Here is a 15,563-nt window from a genome sequence, read left to right as displayed (position 1 = left end):
AGGAACCCCGAAGTGGCATCTGACGCCGCCGGCACTCGGCGATTCATGGCGGGCACCGGGGAGCCCCGCGGATGGGTGTCCCCCAGGACCGACCTGGTGACGGCGCTGCTCGGCATCTGGTTCGGGGTCGGACTGATGATCGACGCCTGGGCGCACAGCAACCTGACGGCACTGGAGACGTTCTTCACCCCATGGCACGCGGTGTTCTATTCCGGCTTCGCCGTGGTCTCCGGCTGGATCATCTGGCAGGTGTGGCGGAATGTACGCGCCGGACGGCAGGGGCTGGCGGCCGTCCCCACCGGGTATCTCGCCGGGCTGGTGGCGATTCCCGCGTTCGCCGCCTCCGGGCTCGCCGACATGATGTGGCACACCATTCTCGGCATCGAGACGACCATTAACATCTTCTTCAGCCCGTCACACCTCGGCCTCGTTGTGACGATGATGCTCATCATCACGACACCGCTGCGCTCGGCGTGGAACGCCCCCCATGTCGGCGCCCGGCCCTCGCTCGGCCGCCTGCTGCCCGCGCTGCTCGGGCTCGCGTTCGCCACCACACTGGTGTCGCTGTTCCTGTCATACGGCGACGCCTTGCAGTACCGGCCTCAGGCAATCGTCCAGGCGTTCTCCATGGCGCAGGACGCGGGTGCCGCGCCACGGGGCGCCGGCCCCAGACCTGTCGCCCTGGGCGCCAATCAGGTGGCCGTCGCGATGGTCGTCACCAACGTCATCATGCTCAGCCCGGTGCTGCTCCTGGTTCGCCGCTGGCTGTTGCCGTTCGGTTCTGTGACCGTCATGTACACGATCATGGCGTTCATGCCGGGCGCTCAGACGGCGTTCCGCAACCTGCCGATCCTGCTGTCGTTCGTGGCCGCCGGGTTCGTGAGCGATCTGCTGATCCGCCGGCTGCGGCCGTCGGGTGAGCGGCGCGCCGCCTACTGGGCCTTCGCCGGGCTGTCCGCCTTCGTCACCTGGTCGCTGTACATCGGGATCGCCTCGGCCATCGGCGGAGGCCTGCCCGCCGTGCCCGAGCTGTGGACCGGCGCGCCGGTCGTCGCCGGGCTGATCGGACTGGCACTCGGGGCGTTGTTCCTGCCCAACGCAGCCGCTGCCGAGCCGGTCGCGCCCGGTGCCGGGCGGGCATGATCCGAGTCCTGTGCCTCGCCGCCGCCCTCGTGCTGGTGATGGCCGCCCCCGCCGCGGCGCACAACGTCACGGCGGGAGCGGACCTGCGCATCGCCCAGACAATCGCCGGCGCCGAGGTGACCGTGGTGATCAAAGGAACAACCCGGGTGCCGGGGCCGCTGCGGATCGGCGTCATCGCCTACCAGCCGGTGTCCGGGCTGCCCATCGGCCTCGAGGTCCACTCGCTCGAGGACGGCCACACGGTGACCGGCACCGCCCGGGCGGCGGCCGAACCGCAGTACGCGCAGCTCCGGGTGGAGCGGACCGGGCCGCATGAGCTGAAACTGAGCGCCGGGAACGAGACCGCCATCATCCCGTTCCGCGTCCTCGTCGAACGCGAGTCGGCCGGGGACTTCCTCATCTACGGCGGCCTGTTCGTGGCCGCGCTCCTGCTGGTGGGCGGCCTGCTCACTGGGGCACTCGCCCGGCACGGCACGGCGATGGCGCTGGCCGCGGGCGCCGCCGCCGGGGTGACGGTCGCCGCCATGGTCATCGTGTTCGAGCCCCAGATGCCCGCCTCCCCTCCTGACGGAGCCGCCCCCACCCCCACAACATCGACCGCACAAGGGCGGCCGTACGCGCAGGTCCGCATGGAGACGGTCCCAGCCCAGCCGTCCGCGGGAGAGGAGTTCACCCTACGAGTCGATCTCATCGACGGTTCCACCGGGCGGCCCGTCGACGACCTCACCGCACACCACGAGGCGCTCGCGCACGTGATCGTCACCAGCGAGGACGGACACTACTTCCGCCACGTGCACCCCCTGCGCACGGCACCCGGGCGCCTGGAGGTCAAACTGACCGCCGACCGCCCCGGCCGGTACCTGGCGCAAGCCGAGATCGAACGGGAGAACTCAGGCGGGCAACTCCTCGCTGCGGACTTCACCGTCGGTGGGACAGCCAAAGCATCGCAAAAGGCCGACACGGTCACGCGGTCCGGTCAAACCGGCGCGCCCGCCACGCAGGCCGGCACGACCGTCACGCCGCGACTACAACCCGCCGTGCCCGTCGCGGGCCGCCCCACTACCGTCGAACTGGACACCCCCGCCGGCGTCCGGACCTGGCTCGGCATGTCCGGCCACCTGCTCATACGCAGCCAGGACGGCGAATTCTTCGGCCACGTGCACGAGATGGCCGCCCCGGGATCCCGGGTGCGCTTCACCTTCAGCTTCCCCGAACCGGGCCGCTACCTCGCCTGGATCCAGTACGCCACCGCCGGCCGCATCGTGACCGTACCCTTCACCGTGAACGTGACCGCATCGGAGACCCAGTGATCTACAGGTGGCCCGCGGTGGCCGCAGCCACACTCGTGACCGCGGCAGTGGCGCTGTTCGTCGTGGGCCGGAGCACGGCCGCCGAACCGGTCAACCTGACCACCATGGGCACCCGCTACGCCGCCACCATCCTCATCGCGGACCCGGCTCCCGGCCAGATCACCGTGGAGATCAAGGTGAGCAAGGGCGACGCCGACACCGTGGCCCTGTCAGCGGTCATGGCCGAGATGGGACACTCCACACCCGAGATCTCCGCCACCGAGCGCGAGCCCGGCCACTTCGTGGCCGTAGGCGAGCTGTTCCCGATGAGCGGCGTCTGGGAACTGTCGATCCGCCTCGACGGCCCCATGGGCGAGGAGCAACTCGCCGTCAAAACGCTGATCACAGAATAGACGACGGCAGGACGATCGAGACAAAGCAACTGCAGAACCGGCAGGCACTCAACTGGACGAACGACCTGGACCCGGCGGCCTTGGTCTGCTCGGCTTGTCCCGGCTCGATGGCGGGCGGGGTGATCAGGCCCCCTACCTCAGCCACGTACGGCTGGCCACGGCGAGCAGGCCCTTGGCGATCACCTGAGCCGGAGTGCCCCCGCCGGAGGCGTCGCTAGGTTGGACCGTTGCGATTCACATCGCACTCCAGTTGTCGAGGACGACGACGGGCGCAGCTTCCACATCCAGCCATTCGCTCTCGAGGCCCATGCCGGTGGATGCCTCGATGAAGGCGAATGCCGCACTTCGTTTGCCCCGGTAATCCTCCGGGTCGAGACTATCGAGCATGGCGCGAAAACCGGCCAGAACGCTTGGATCGCCCTCTTGTATCGCGTGCTCTCTGGGGTCGACGAACATCGGAACGAAAAGTCCCGCCAACCCCGGTTCCCAGAGCTGCCTAGCGCGACTTTTCGTTCGAGTGATGCTCGACCGCTCATGAGTGCAGGTCACAGGCTGTTCAGTTGATCCCGCCCAGGGGGTGGATGATGCGGGGGTAAGCGCCGCGCCCCGGTACGGTCGGCCTTGCCTTACGAGTTCATTGCTGGGTGGTCTGGCTGCGATCGATGATGTGCAGAACGGCGTCCCTGATCTGGCAGAAGACGGTGACGGTGTCGTCGGCGGCCGCGGTGACGGCCTGCTCGGCGGGTACGGCCGCGGGTTCGAGAAGCAGAGCCGCAGTGTCGGCGAGGACGTCGCCGGGGTCGCCGGCGCTGGGCGGGGCGGAATCCGGGTCGGACATGGCGACTCTGAAGCCGACGAGTAGGGCGTGCATGGCGTAGGACTGGTCGGCCAGCGGGCGGTCCTGACGGAGTAGTCCGTGCTGGCGCAGGATCGGCATGACCGCCTCACACATGGCACTGGGCTGGGTGCGGTCGAACAGGTCGCGGTCGCCTGCCTGCTGGGTGAGCAGCCGCAGCAGGTCGGCGTCCTTGGTGGTGAGGCGGCGTGCCAGCGGGGATCGCAGCCCGGTGCGGATCAGCAGTGGGGCCAGGTGGCGCGGCAGGACGGCGGCGGGGTCGGCGGTGATGCGGGCGATGACCTGCTCCAGGAAGGCCAGCAGTTCGCGGGCGAACAATCCGAGGATGAGGTCTTCCTTGGTGGGCCAGTACAGGTAGACGGTGCCCTTGCCGACCCCGGCCGCTGCGGCGATCTCGCTGACGGTGACCTTGCGCACGCCGTGATCGGCCACCAGCTGGCGCGCGCTGTCCAGGATGTGGGCGGCTTTGTGCGAGTGGTGTTCGACCAGCTGGCTCACCGTGCTGTCCTCCATGGTCGTGCTGTTGGGGTTGCTGCTGTCAGATTCGGTACCGGTCAGGGGAGCGCGACGTCGATGTTCTTGGCCCGCATGTCCTTGTTGTTGAACATTTTCCTGCCCATGGCCTTTCCGACGCCCGGCATCCGCATCAGGCGCATCATCCCAGTTCGCAGGAGCTGCTCCTTGCGGTCATGCGGGGTGAAGATGCGCCGTCCGGGCAAGGCGCTTTCCTGCTGCAGGTGGATGAACGGCCTCATCCGCGCCTCCCAGGCCCGCAACGCCCCGGGCACGTCACCGGGATGGCGGTGCAACATGGTGCCCAGCAGTTCGCCGCCGGCCATGCCGCTGGAGGCGCCCATGCCCGCGTACAGGGTGACGCACCAGGCGGAGTCGCCTATCAGGACGACCCGGCCGCGGTGCCAGCGGGGCATTTTGACCTGCTGCACTGAGTCGAACAGCGCATCGGGTGCCTGCTCGTAGCGCGTCAGCAGCCATTCCAGCAGGGGTCCGGTTGGTTCGGGGCCGTAGGCGGCGCGGATGGATTGGATGGGCGGGCGGCGGAACTCGGCGTCGATGTCGTCGGTGCGGTAGGAGAACAGCAGGCTCGGGGCGTGGTCGGCGAACGGGAAGGCCCACACCGAACGGCCCGGCTCGGCGAGAACCAGGCCCTCATGCAGGCCGAAGCCGTCGACCGGGCAATCCAGCACGGTGGCGCCGACCATGTAGTTCAGCGGGTGGAGGTACTCCTCGGGACCGAAGACGAGCCTGCGTACCGTCGAGCGCATGCCGTCGGTGCCGATCACCAGGTCGAAGCGCTCGGTGACGACGGTGTCCGCGGCCGTGTCGTGCAGCGTCACCTCCACCGCGGCGTCGTCCTGGGCGATGCGGGTGGGCACGGTGGAGTAGCGGATCTCCACATCGTCCGGCAACGCCGTGAACAAGCCCCGCTCCACATCGCCGCGCAGCAACGGCCGGGGGCCCCCGGCCATGGCGAAGGGGTTCAGGCCGGGACGGCGGCGCCCCGCGCGGTCCACCTCATAGCTGGTGACATGGGGGCCGCTACGGTCACCGATGGCCTCCAGCACGCCCAGCCGCCGGGCCGAGGCGATGCCGGCGCCGAACAACATGATGAAGTATCCGCCGGAGCGGCGCACGGGCGCCCGTTCCACCACCACCGGCTCCCACCCGACCTGGCGCAGCCGTAACGCGGTGGCGATGCCGGCGATCCCCAGTCCGACCACCAGCGCCCGTCCGCCAGGCTTGCCGACGTTTGACATGACGACTCCCTCTCATTGGGGTTCCAGCCCATGCTACGAGACGAACTGACCAAATTGGTCCTTTTGGTCAGTCGAAGATCCCGCTCCTGCCGGGACGCCCGCTCAGGTGGGGTTATTCGCCCCGATCGGTCTGGTCGGGGTCGCGTATGGTCGGACGCCGGGTGGGGCCGAGGTCGGGTCGGCTGAAGGAGTAGGTGCCGTCTGGGTCCGCCTGAAGATCCAAGTGTCACGAGCGAGGATCCTTAGCGGGACTTTCCGTTCCGATGTTCGTCAACCCCCGTGCCCGAGATCGCCCGCAAGCTGGTCATTCCCACGGGCAAAAACAGGGGCGCTCACCCTTCGGTGGCCGGCGTCTACCAGGCCCTGGTGGATGGCGAGGCGACGTCGGGCAAGGGCTGACCGGCCGGCCGGGCCGGTTTGGCCCCTCCGGCAGTCCACCCTGGCACCCTGGGAACAGGACAGCGCCGACTCGGCAACGCCGCACTCGCCGCCGCAGAGGCTGGCCGACCAGCCTGCGCTCCAGCGGCCGCATCAAGTCGCGGGCGCCACGGCCCCCGGCTGGAAGAACGCCTCCGACTACGCCAAGCAGCACGGGCTCGTCTGGGCGCCGTCGATCGGCCCCGGGTACGTCGACGACCGGGCCGTCCCCGGCAACACCACGCCCACGCTCGGCCGGGCGAACGGCGCGACGTACGACAAGGAATGGGCGAACGCGCTCGACCCCGCGACGGGCGGGCTGCCGACGTGGGTCTCCATCACCTCGTTCAACGAGTGGCACGAGGGCAGCGTGATCGAGCCGGCGTCCGGCACGCCGCCGGCCGGGTACGGCTACCAGACCTACGAGGGCGCGTACGACAGGACCGGCGCGGCGGCCGAGACGGCCTACCTCGACCGGACGAAGTACTGGACGACGGAATTCGAGAACCGGCGGGCCGGGTCGCCGGCCGACCTCGCGCTCAACCGGCCCGTCACGGCGGACAGCGCCTGCGCGCCGTCCGAGGGCCCCGCGAAGGCGGTCAACGGAAGCTGGACCGGCGGCATCGGTGACAAGTGGTGTTCGCTCGGCGCCGCCAAGTGGCTGCGCGTCGACCTGGGCTCCGCCGTGACCGTCGGCCGCCTCGTCGTCCGGCACTCCGGCGCGGGCGGGGAGAAGGCGAGCTGGAACACCCGCGACTTCGACCTGCGGACGAGCACCGACGGCACCACCTGGACGACCGTGGCGTCGGTCCGTGGCAACACCGCCGACGTGACCACCCACGCGATCACGCCGGTGACGGCGCAGTACGTCCGGCTCGACGTCCTGACCCCGACCGGCGACGGCGACCGGGCCGCCCGCGTGTACGAACTGGAGGTGTACGGCCGCTGACGGAAGGTCGGCGCGCGGAACGGGCTCCGGGGCGGCGCGCCCCGGAGCCCGCGTCCTCGGCCGTACGGAGGTGTCGGAAGGCCAGGTGTCAGAAAGCGAGGTCTCGCCAGGTCTTGACCTGCTCCGGCGACAGCCTCCTGGCGAAGATCGCCATTCGGTCCACCGCGCCCGACAGTCGCTGACCGCCGCCCTGGTCCGCCGCGAAGCGCAGCGGGCGGGACGTGCAGCCGGTGATGCCGTCGCCGGTCGCCTGGCCGCCGGCCACCCGTACGCCGTCGACGTAGACGTCGATGGCCCCGCCCTTGGCCAGGGTGACGACCAGGTCGATCCAGCGGCCGGTGGGAATCGTCGTGTTGATCCCCACGTTCAGGCCGGCTCCGATGAACCGCAGCGTGTTCGACGGCGTCAGATCGACGATGATGCCGTCCGTGCCGGGGTTGCCGGAGGGCTGGGAGTCGAACAGCCGCCGATAACCGGTGCCCGCCACCTTGACCTCGGCGGCGAAGGTGGCATCGGGCAGGTAGCCCAGGGTGGTGTTCCCCGTGGTCAGGTAGGTCGAGCCGGACAGGACCAGCCCGCTGCCGCTCGGCGCGGTGGCGTCGTAGGCCGCGCCGCCCACGATCCGCGCGTCGCGCCCGTTGCCCGAGACGTCGGTCACGGTGTCGCCGGAGGATGGGTCCCAGGCCACCAGCGGCCGGTCTGTGGAGGGGGTGGCACAGGGGTTCAGCGCCACGGTGGCCGAGGCGTCCCCGGTCCAGCTGTCCCCGGTCGCCGTGGCGGTGATCCGCGCGCTTCTGGTGCCGTCGGCGGGCCCGCTGGTGACCGTGAACGTAGCGGTCCGCGTCCCGCCCGGCGGGGACGCCGGCAGGTGGACCGTGGCGGGGGTCGCCGTCCAGCCCTTGGGCAGGGTCAGCGTCACGTCGGACGCGGGCACCGCCCGCCTGCGGGTGGCGGTCACGGTGACCTTCACAGGGAAGGAGGTGTCCGGCCCCGTCGCGGAGGGCGCGGTGACGGTGATCGCGGCCTCGTTCTGGATGGTGTACGCCTTGCCGGCGGTGGCGTTCCACGTCAGCGTGTCGCCGTCGCGGTGCGGGCCGACCTCGTGACCCTTCTCGTCGTAGACGCGGTAGCGGCCGGCGATGAAGCCGGACTTCACCGTGAGCGGCCCGGTCCTGCCCGGGTGCACGGTGATCGTGTCGGCGGCGCCGTCCTTCCAGGTCGCGTCCACGGTGACGTCGCCGCGGGCGCGCAGGCCGGAGAACGAGCCGTTCTTCCACGCCGACGGGAGCGCCGGCAGCACATGCACGTAGTCGTGCTGGCTCTGCACCAGCATCTCCGCCACGCCCGATGTGGCGCCGAAGTTGCCGTCGATCTGGAACGGCGGGTGGGTGTCCCAGAGGTTGTCGAGGGTGGAGGTCTTGATCTGCTCGCTGAGCATCTTCAGCGCGTGGTCGCCGTCGAGCAGCCGGGCCCAGAAGTTGATCTTCCAGGCCTTGCTCCAGCCGGTGCCGCCGTCGCCGCGGGCCGTGAGCGACACCTTCGCGGCCTCGGCCTCGGGCGTCCCCGCGGTGATCTGGTTGCCGGGGTGCAGCGCGTACAGGTGCGAGACGTGCCGGTGGTCGTCGGTCTTGGAATCCCAGTCGCTCTTCCACTCCTGGAGCTGACCCCAGGAGCCGACGCGGATGCCCGGGTCGAGCTTGGCGAGCTTCGCCTTCACCTCGGCCTGGAAGTCCGAGTCCACCCCGAGCTTCTTCGCCGCGGCGAGCGCGTTGGTGAGGACCTCGCGCACGATCTGCTGGGACATCGAGGCGCCGGCGGAGAAGTCGCCGTGCTCGGGCGAGTAGCTCGGCGACACGACCAGCGTGCCGTCGCGCGGATCGGTGTGCAGGAAGTCGAGCCAGAACTCGGCCGCCCCCTTGATCACCGGATAGGCGGTGTCCCGCAGATAGGTGACGTCGCCGGTGAACCGGTACCTGTCGTACAGGTGCTGGGTGGTCCAGGCGGCGGCCTCGGGGAACCAGAACGAGCTGGCGTAGTCGTGCACGCCGGTGAAGCCGAACGGGTTGGTCTCGTTGTTGACCACCCAGCCCCGGGCGCCGTACATCTCCTGCGCGGTCTTGGTGCCGGGAGCGACCATCGCCGAGATGTACCGGTCGTACGGCCGGGTGGTCTCGTCCAGGTTCGTCTGCTCGGCCAGCCAGTAGTTCATCTGCAGGTTGATGTTGACGTGGTAGTCGGCCGACCAGGGCGGGCTGGTGGAGTTGTTCCACACGCCCTGCAGGTTGGCGGGCAGCAGGTCGTTCTCCCGGGAGGAGGAGATCAGCAGGTAGCGGCCGTAGGCGAACATGAGCGCCTCCAGCGCCCGGTCGTCGGCCGAGTCCTCGCCCGTGTACGCGCCGCGCAGCTGGTCGGTCGGGACGGCGGGGGTGCCCTGGCCGACGTCCAGCTTCACCCGGTCGAACAGGCCGCGGTAGTCCGCCAGATGCGCCTGCTTGAGCTGGTCGTAGCTCTTGCCGGCCGCGGCGTCCACGGCGGTGGTGACCGCGGCGTGCGGGTCGGCGCCCCGGTAGGCGGGGTAGTCGCCCGCGTAGTCGGTCCGGGCCGACAGCACGAAGACCGCGCTGTCGGCGCCGGTGACGGTGACCTTGTCCCCGTCGTCGGTGCGGACGCCGCCCTGGTTGATCACCTGCACCTGGGCCTCGAACTTCATTTTGTTGTTCGAGAGGGCGCCGCGGATGGTGAGCCGCCCGCCCGTGGCGGTGACCGTCTTGTCGTTGCGCGGAGAGGTGTGCCGCAGCGTGAAGGAGACCTTGCCTCCCTGGTCGGCGGAGAGCCGGCCGACGATCACGTTGCCGGGGTGGCTGGCGAAGTACTCGCGGGAGTACGTCACACCGTCGGACGCGTAGGTCACCCGGGCCACGGCCTCACGCAGGCTCAGCTCCCGCCGGTACGCGGTGGGGTTCTGGGGCGCGCCGGCGAAGTCGAGATACAGGTCGCCGAAGGTCTGGTACGCGCCGAAGCCCGTCTTGGGCTGGCCCAGCTTGGCGGCCACGGCGTTCGGCGTCATCCTGCCGTCGCGGTCGATCTGCTCCTGCACCTCGGCGATGGCGTTCGGCCGCGGCGTCTTCCAGTTGCCGAAGTCGTAGTTCGGTGAGCCGGGACCACCGGTCCACAGGGTCTTCTCGTTGAACTGGAGCTGCTCGGTGGCCACGCCGCCGAAGATCTTGGCTCCCAGCGGGCCGTTGCCGATCGGCAGGGCCTGGGTCTCCCAGTCGGTGGCGGGCCTGTCGTACCAGAGGGTCAGGTTGTCGGGCGCGTTCGCCGGTTGGGCGGGTTCGGCGCGCGCCTGGGCGGGCGGGGCGAGACCCGCGGCCAGCGCGAGGACGGCCGCGAGGACGGCTGGAAGTCGTAACGGGGGGTGGGTCACGGATTCCTCCGATCACAGGGTGACCTTGAGACAAGGAGATAGCACTGAAACTCCGGTGTAACAAGACATCGATCCGATGTCTCTGCTGCCCATGAGTGGCTGTTAGGCAGCACTGCTCGATATCCGAGAGATCGACCGGATAACAGATCGGATGTATCCGCAGTGAGGGTATTGACATGGTCGGCGTCGCAGGGACAGCATCCGAGAACGACACATCGGATGTATGACCAAGGGATGCGGTGTGAAGCTGCTGCGAGTGAGACCTTCCGGGCACGCGGCCTCGGAACCGGAGACGGACGGCCCGGGCCGCCAGGCGAGGGGGTGGCATGAGCGAGCGGAGCGAGCGAACCGGTGAGCGCAGCGTGATCGTGGCGCTGGAGACCCACGACATCCGCTTTCCCACATCCAGGGAACTAGACGGCTCCGACGCGATGAACCCGGACCCGGACTACTCGGCCGCCTACGTGGTGCTCAGGGCCGACGACGGTCTCGAAGGGCACGGCTTCGCCTTCACCATCGGGCGGGGCAACGATGTGCAGGCCGCCGCGATCAGGGCGCTGGAGCCGTACGTCGTGGGCCGCGACCCCGCCGACCTCGCCGGGCTGCACCACGAGATGACGCACGACTCGCAGCTGCGCTGGCTCGGGCCGGAGAAGGGCGTCATGCACATGGCGGTCTCCGCGGTCACCAACGCGCTGTGGGACATGGCGGCCAAGCGGGCGGGCAAGCCGTTGTGGCTGCTGCTGGGCGAGATGGCGCCCGAGGAGATCGTGTCCCTGGTCGACTTCCGCTACCTCAGCGACGCGCTCACCCCGGACGAGGCGCTCGCTATCCTGCGCCGGGCCGAGCCGGGACGGGCCGAGCGCGTCGCCCTGCTGCGGGAGCGCGGCTACCCGGCCTACACGACCTCGCCCGGCTGGCTGGGGTACGGCGACGAGAAGCTGCGCAGGCTGTGCAAGGAGGCGCTCGCCGAGGGCTTCACCCAGATCAAGCTCAAGGTCGGCGCCGACCTCGACGACGACATCCGGCGGATGCGCATCGCCCGCGAGGTCTGCGGCGACGGCTTCCGCATCGCGATCGACGCCAACCAGCGGTGGGACGTGCGGAGCGCCATCGAGTGGGTGAGCGCGCTGGCCGAGTTCGACCCCTACTGGGTGGAGGAGCCGACCAGCCCCGACGACGTGCTCGGCCATTCGGTGATCGCCCGCGCGCTCGCGCCGATCAAGGTGGCCACCGGCGAGCACGTGCAGAACCGGGTGGTCTTCAAGCAGATGCTGCAGGCCCGCTCGATGTCGATCCTCCAGCTCGACTCCGCCCGCGTCGGCGGGGTCAACGAGAACATCGCGATCCTGCTGCTCGCCGCCAAGTTCGGTGTGCCCGTCTGCCCGCACGCCGGCGGCGTCGGCCTGTGCGAGCTGGTGCAGCACCTGTCGATGTTCGACTACGTCGCGGTCAGCGGCACGCTCGAGGATCGCGTGATCGAGTACGTCGACCACCTGCACGAGCACTTCACCCATCCCGTCGTGGTCGAGAACGGCGCCTACCGGGCGCCGGCCGCCCCCGGCTTCAGCGCCGAGATGCGCGCCGAGTCGATCGCCGAGTACTCCTTCCCGGACGGCCCCGCCTGGAGCGGCGCGTCGCCCTGACACTCGTGATCTTTCTTCAACCCCCCACAGTGGCGAATCGAGGTACACCATGAAAATCCGTACGGCCGGCCCGGGCGCGGCCGCGCTCGCCCTCGCGCTCTCGCTCGCGGCCTGCGGTTCCGGCGACAAGGCGGCGGGAGGCGGCGGTTCGGCGGGAGGCGGTGCAGCGGCGGCCGGAGGGAAGATCGCGGTCGATCTGCCCCGCGCCGACTCCGACTTCTGGAACTCCTACGCGAAGTACGTGCCGCAGCAGGCCAAGCAGCTCGGGGTCGACCTGATGCCCCCGACCAACTCGCAGAACGACGTGGCCAAGCTGGTGGCCAACGTCCAGGCGCTGGTGAGCCAGGGGGCGAAGGCCGTGGTCATGGCGCCGCAGGACACCGGCGCCGTCGCGAGCACGCTGCAGCAGCTCGCCGGCAAGAAGATCCCGGTGGTGACGGTGGACACGCGGCCGGACAAGGGCGAGACGTTCATGGTGGTCCGCACCGACAACCGGCTCTACGGCAGCGAGGCGTGCAAGTTCCTCGGGGACAAGCTCGGCGGCAAGGGCAAGGTCATCGAGTTCCAGGGCTCGCTGTCGTCGGTCAACGGCCGTGACCGGTCGGAGGCGTTCGGCGAGTGCATGAAGGCGAACTACCCCGGCATCCAGGTGTTCGCCGAGCCCACCGAGTGGGAGGGACCGAAGGCGGCGGCCGCGCTGCAGACCCGGCTGACCCAGCACCCCGACATCAAGGGCGTCTACATGCAGGCGGGCGGCGTCTTCCTCGCCCCGACCCTGCAGGTGCTCAAGAGCAAGAACCTGCTGGTGGGCCCGGACGACCCCAAGCACATCTTCATCGTGTCCAACGACGGCATCCCGCAGGAGCTGCAGGCCATCCGCGCCGGCCAGATCGACGCGACCCTCTCGCAGCCCGCCGACCTGTACGCGAAGTACGGCGTCTACTACGCCAAGGCCGCGATCGAGGGCAAGACCTTCGCGCCCGGCCCGACCGACCACGACAGCACGATCGTGGACGTGGGTGGCGGACGCCTGGAGGACCAGCTCAAGGCCCCGCTCGTGACCAAGGACAACGTCGACGACCCCAAGCTCTGGGGCAACCAGGTCGGCAAGTGACGGGCTCGCCGCGCGGAGTGAGGACATGAGCATCGCGGTAGAGGCCAGGGACGTCACCAAACGGTTCGGCCCCACGGTCGCGCTCGACGGCGTCGGCATCTCCGTCGCCGAGGGGGAGACGCACGCGCTCGTCGGCAGGAACGGGGCCGGCAAGTCGACGCTGGTGTCGATCCTCACCGGCCTGCAACGCCCGGACGAGGGCGAGGTGCGCTTCGGCGGGGAGCCCGCCCCGCCGATCGCGGACCGGGACGCGTGGCGCCGCAGGGTCGCCTGCGTCTACCAGAAGTCCACGATCATCCCCACCCTGACCGTGGCGGAGAACCTCTTCCTCAACCGCCAGTCGGGCCGGGGACCGATCCGGTGGAAGGCCCTGCGCGACCGCGCGACCGAGCTGCTCGCGCAGTACGGCCTCGACGTGGACGCCCGGGTGGTGGCGGGAGAGTTGTCGGTCGAGCAGCGGCAGCTCGTGGAGATCGCCAGGGCGCTGTCGTTCGGGGCCCGGTTCATCATCCTCGACGAGCCCACCGCGCAGCTCGACGGCCCAGCCATCCAGCGGCTGTTCGAGCGGATGCGGGCGCTGCGCGAGCAGGGCGTCACGATGCTGTTCATCTCCCACCACCTCGACGAGGTGTACGAGATCTGCCAGGCCGTCACGGTCTACCGCGACGCTCGGCACGTGATGTCCGCCCCCGTCGCCGACCTGCCGCACGACGAGCTGGTCGCCGCGATGACCGGCGAGGCCGCCGCGGCCTACCAGACGCGCGGCCGTACGCCGGACCCGGCCGCGCCGGTCGTGCTGGAGGCGGCCGGGCTGGGCCTGGAGGGGCGATACCGGGAGGTGAACCTGTCGGTGCGGGCCGGCGAGATCGTGGGCCTCGCCGGGTCGGGCGGCAGCGGGAAGGTCGGCCTGGCCGAGACGCTCGTCGGACTGCGCAGGGCCGACACCGGGACGGTGACCGTGAACGGCACCGTGCCCCGGCCCGGCGACGTGACCGCCGCGCTGCGCGCCGGTCTGGGGTTCGTGCCGCGCGACCGTCACCACGAGGGCTTCGTGCCGCTGCTGTCGATCGCCGAGAACGCGACCTTCCCGATCGCGCACAGGCTCGGCAGGTTCGGCGTCGTCTCCCCGGCCATTCGGCGGGCGAAGGCGGAACGGATGATCGAGGACCTGGCGATCAAGACGTCCGGGCCCGAGCAGGCGGTCGGGGAGCTGTCCGGAGGCAACGCGCAGAAGGTGGTCATGGCCCGGGCGCTCGCCGACGACCCGAAGGCCCTGGTGGTGATCAACCCGACCGTCGGGGTGGACGTGAAGTCGAAGCAGGCCCTGCTGACGGCGGTGGAGGACGCCGTCACCCGGGGCGCCGGCGCCGTCCTCGTCTCCGACGAGCTGGAGGATCTGCGGATCTGTGACCGGGTGCTGGTGATGTTCCACGGCCGGGTCGTGAAGGAGATGCCACAGGGCTGGGCCGAGGCCGAGCTGGTGGCCGTGATGGAAGGTGTCGGCAACCGATGACCCCCTCGACGAGTGTTGTGACGTCCGCGCCGATGCTCCGGCTGGCCAGATTCCGCGACCTGGCGCTGCTGCCGGCGATCGCGGTGCTGGTGCTGGTGGGGGCCTTGATCGACTCGGCCTTCCTCAGCGGGGACAACATCGTCAACGTGCTCCAGCAGCAGACCGAGCTGTCGCTGCTGGTGCTCGCCGAGGCGATCATTCTGATCGCCGGCAAGTTCGACCTGTCCCTGGAGTCGACCGTCGGCCTCGCCCCGGCCCTCGCGGTCGGGCTGGTGATCCCCGCGGCCTCCAACGGCTTGGGCGCCGAGCTGCCCACCTGGACGGCGATCCCGCTCTGCCTGCTGGTCGGCGCGCTGGTGGGCGCGTTCAACGGCCTGCTCATCGTGCGGTTCAAGCTGTCGGCGTTCATCGTGACGCTCGGCATGCTCATCGTGCTGCGCGGGCTGCAGATCGGCTTCACCGGCGGGCAGAACCTGTTCGAGCTGCCCGAGTCGTTCCTCTACCTCGGCAACGCCCGCTGGCTCGGCCTGCCCGCCTCCGTCTGGATCTGCGGCGTGCTGTTCGCGGTCGGCATCGTCGTGCTGGGCTACTTCCGGCACGGACGGTCGGTCTACGCCATCGGCGGCAACGCGGACGCGGCCCGCGCCGCCGGCATCAGAGCCGACCAGGTGGTGTGGACGGTGTTCGTGCTCGGTGGCCTGCTCGCCGCCCTGGCCGGCCTGCTGATGACGGGACGGCTCGGCTCGGTGGCGGCCGACCAGGGCAACGGCATGATCTTCACCGTGTTCGCCGCCGCGGTCATCGGCGGGGTGAGCATGGACGGCGGCAAGGGCACGCTGTTCGGCGCCCTGTGCGGCGTGCTCGTGCTCGGCCTGATCAACAACATCCTGACCCTGGCCGGTGTGTCCGCCCAGTGGATCCAGGCCATCTACGGCGCGATCATCCTGCTCGCCCTCATCATGGCCCGGCTCACCAGCGGCAAGGCGCAGGACTGACCGTACGCCGCCCGCGTGGCCCCGGC

12 protein-coding genes are annotated in these 15,563 nt (G+C 70.1%); 8 read left to right on the top strand and 4 right to left on the bottom strand.

Features of this window, described 5'->3' with window-relative positions; translation table 11 throughout:
* The first annotated feature begins 12 nt into the window (after positions 1 to 12).
* From ACQEVJ_RS24595 to ACQEVJ_RS24585, 3 genes are read left to right on the top strand one after another with little or no spacing between them, the layout of a single operon-like run.
* Complete coding sequence (locus ACQEVJ_RS24595) at positions 13 to 1,143, top strand: hypothetical protein (RefSeq protein WP_433104796.1); 1,131 nt, start codon at positions 13 to 15, stop codon at positions 1,141 to 1,143.
* Entirely contained in the window at positions 1,140 to 2,453 is a 1,314-nt protein-coding gene (locus ACQEVJ_RS24590; protein ID WP_433104794.1) for a hypothetical protein, read from the top strand. The genes ACQEVJ_RS24595 and ACQEVJ_RS24590 overlap by 4 nt, the downstream gene beginning before the upstream one ends.
* A gap of 17 nt (positions 2,454 to 2,470) precedes the next feature.
* Positions 2,471 to 2,845, top strand: coding sequence for a hypothetical protein (locus ACQEVJ_RS24585; protein WP_433104792.1), 375 nt, complete (start codon positions 2,471 to 2,473; stop codon positions 2,843 to 2,845).
* A 234-nt stretch (positions 2,846 to 3,079) separates the two neighbouring features.
* Here ACQEVJ_RS24585 and ACQEVJ_RS24580 read toward each other — a convergent pair whose 3' ends face one another.
* The 3 genes from ACQEVJ_RS24580 to ACQEVJ_RS24570 all read right to left on the bottom strand — a co-directional run bounded on the left by ACQEVJ_RS24580 (position 3,080) and on the right by ACQEVJ_RS24570 (position 5,476).
* Positions 3,080 to 3,301: a hypothetical protein gene (locus ACQEVJ_RS24580; RefSeq protein WP_433104790.1), complete on the bottom strand. Its 222-nt coding sequence runs from the start codon at positions 3,299 to 3,301 to the stop codon at positions 3,080 to 3,082.
* A gap of 178 nt (positions 3,302 to 3,479) precedes the next feature.
* On the bottom strand, positions 3,480 to 4,199 hold the full coding sequence (locus tag ACQEVJ_RS24575) for a TetR/AcrR family transcriptional regulator (protein ID WP_433104788.1): 720 nt from the start codon (positions 4,197 to 4,199) through the stop codon (positions 3,480 to 3,482).
* Positions 4,200 to 4,255: 56 nt separating this feature from the next.
* Positions 4,256 to 5,476 (bottom strand): FAD-dependent monooxygenase, encoded by a 1,221-nt coding sequence (locus ACQEVJ_RS24570; protein ID WP_433104786.1) that lies wholly within the window; start codon positions 5,474 to 5,476, stop codon positions 4,256 to 4,258.
* Positions 5,477 to 5,846: 370 nt separating this feature from the next.
* On the opposite strand from ACQEVJ_RS24570, the gene ACQEVJ_RS24565 reads away from it, so the two are divergent.
* On the top strand, positions 5,847 to 6,842 hold the full coding sequence (locus tag ACQEVJ_RS24565) for a galactose-binding domain-containing protein (RefSeq protein WP_433104784.1): 996 nt from the start codon (positions 5,847 to 5,849) through the stop codon (positions 6,840 to 6,842).
* An 88-nt stretch (positions 6,843 to 6,930) separates the two neighbouring features.
* Here the strand turns inward: ACQEVJ_RS24565 and ACQEVJ_RS24560 are convergent, their stop codons facing one another.
* Positions 6,931 to 10,269 (bottom strand): glycosyl hydrolase family 95 catalytic domain-containing protein, encoded by a 3,339-nt coding sequence (locus ACQEVJ_RS24560; protein ID WP_433104782.1) that lies wholly within the window; start codon positions 10,267 to 10,269, stop codon positions 6,931 to 6,933.
* Between the two features lie 326 nt (positions 10,270 to 10,595).
* Between ACQEVJ_RS24560 and ACQEVJ_RS24555 the strand changes: the two genes are divergently transcribed.
* Genes ACQEVJ_RS24555 through ACQEVJ_RS24540 form a run of 4 tightly spaced genes read left to right on the top strand, consistent with a single transcriptional unit; the run spans position 10,596 to position 15,537 of the window.
* The gene (locus tag ACQEVJ_RS24555) at positions 10,596 to 11,915 is read left to right on the top strand and encodes an L-fuconate dehydratase (RefSeq protein ID WP_433104780.1); all 1,320 of its coding nucleotides are present in this window, start codon (positions 10,596 to 10,598) and stop codon (positions 11,913 to 11,915) included.
* A gap of 49 nt (positions 11,916 to 11,964) precedes the next feature.
* On the top strand, positions 11,965 to 13,029 hold the full coding sequence (locus ACQEVJ_RS24550) for a sugar ABC transporter substrate-binding protein (protein WP_433104778.1): 1,065 nt from the start codon (positions 11,965 to 11,967) through the stop codon (positions 13,027 to 13,029).
* Positions 13,030 to 13,054: 25 nt separating this feature from the next.
* Positions 13,055 to 14,542, top strand: coding sequence for a sugar ABC transporter ATP-binding protein (locus ACQEVJ_RS24545; protein ID WP_433104776.1), 1,488 nt, complete (start codon positions 13,055 to 13,057; stop codon positions 14,540 to 14,542).
* On the top strand, positions 14,539 to 15,537 hold the full coding sequence (locus tag ACQEVJ_RS24540; protein ID WP_433104774.1) for an ABC transporter permease: 999 nt from the start codon (positions 14,539 to 14,541) through the stop codon (positions 15,535 to 15,537). The genes ACQEVJ_RS24545 and ACQEVJ_RS24540 overlap by 4 nt, the downstream gene beginning before the upstream one ends.
* The last annotated feature ends 26 nt before the right edge of the window (positions 15,538 to 15,563 follow it).

This window comes from Microbispora sp. CA-102843, assembly GCF_050936215.1.
GTDB lineage: Bacteria > Actinomycetota > Actinomycetes > Streptosporangiales > Streptosporangiaceae > Microbispora.
The sequence above is the reverse complement of the archived record's forward strand: the minus strand, read 5'-3'. Positions and strand labels throughout refer to the sequence as shown.

Excerpts from the sequence above, each read along its gene's own strand:
- ACQEVJ_RS24555 (WP_433104780.1), top strand. The coding sequence starts at position 10,596 with ATGAGCGAGCGGAGCGAGCGAACCGGTGAGCGCAGCGTGATCGTGGCG.
- ACQEVJ_RS24565 (WP_433104784.1), top strand. The coding sequence starts at position 5,847 with ATGGCGAGGCGACGTCGGGCAAGGGCTGACCGGCCGGCCGGGCCGGTT.
- ACQEVJ_RS24550 (WP_433104778.1), top strand. The coding sequence starts at position 11,965 with ATGAAAATCCGTACGGCCGGCCCGGGCGCGGCCGCGCTCGCCCTCGCG.
- ACQEVJ_RS24580 (WP_433104790.1), bottom strand. The coding sequence starts at position 3,301 with ATGTTCGTCGACCCCAGAGAGCACGCGATACAAGAGGGCGATCCAAGC.
- ACQEVJ_RS24545 (WP_433104776.1), top strand. The coding sequence starts at position 13,055 with ATGAGCATCGCGGTAGAGGCCAGGGACGTCACCAAACGGTTCGGCCCC.
- ACQEVJ_RS24570 (WP_433104786.1), bottom strand. The coding sequence starts at position 5,476 with ATGTCAAACGTCGGCAAGCCTGGCGGACGGGCGCTGGTGGTCGGACTG.
- ACQEVJ_RS24540 (WP_433104774.1), top strand. The coding sequence starts at position 14,539 with ATGACCCCCTCGACGAGTGTTGTGACGTCCGCGCCGATGCTCCGGCTG.
- ACQEVJ_RS24590 (WP_433104794.1), top strand. The coding sequence starts at position 1,140 with ATGATCCGAGTCCTGTGCCTCGCCGCCGCCCTCGTGCTGGTGATGGCC.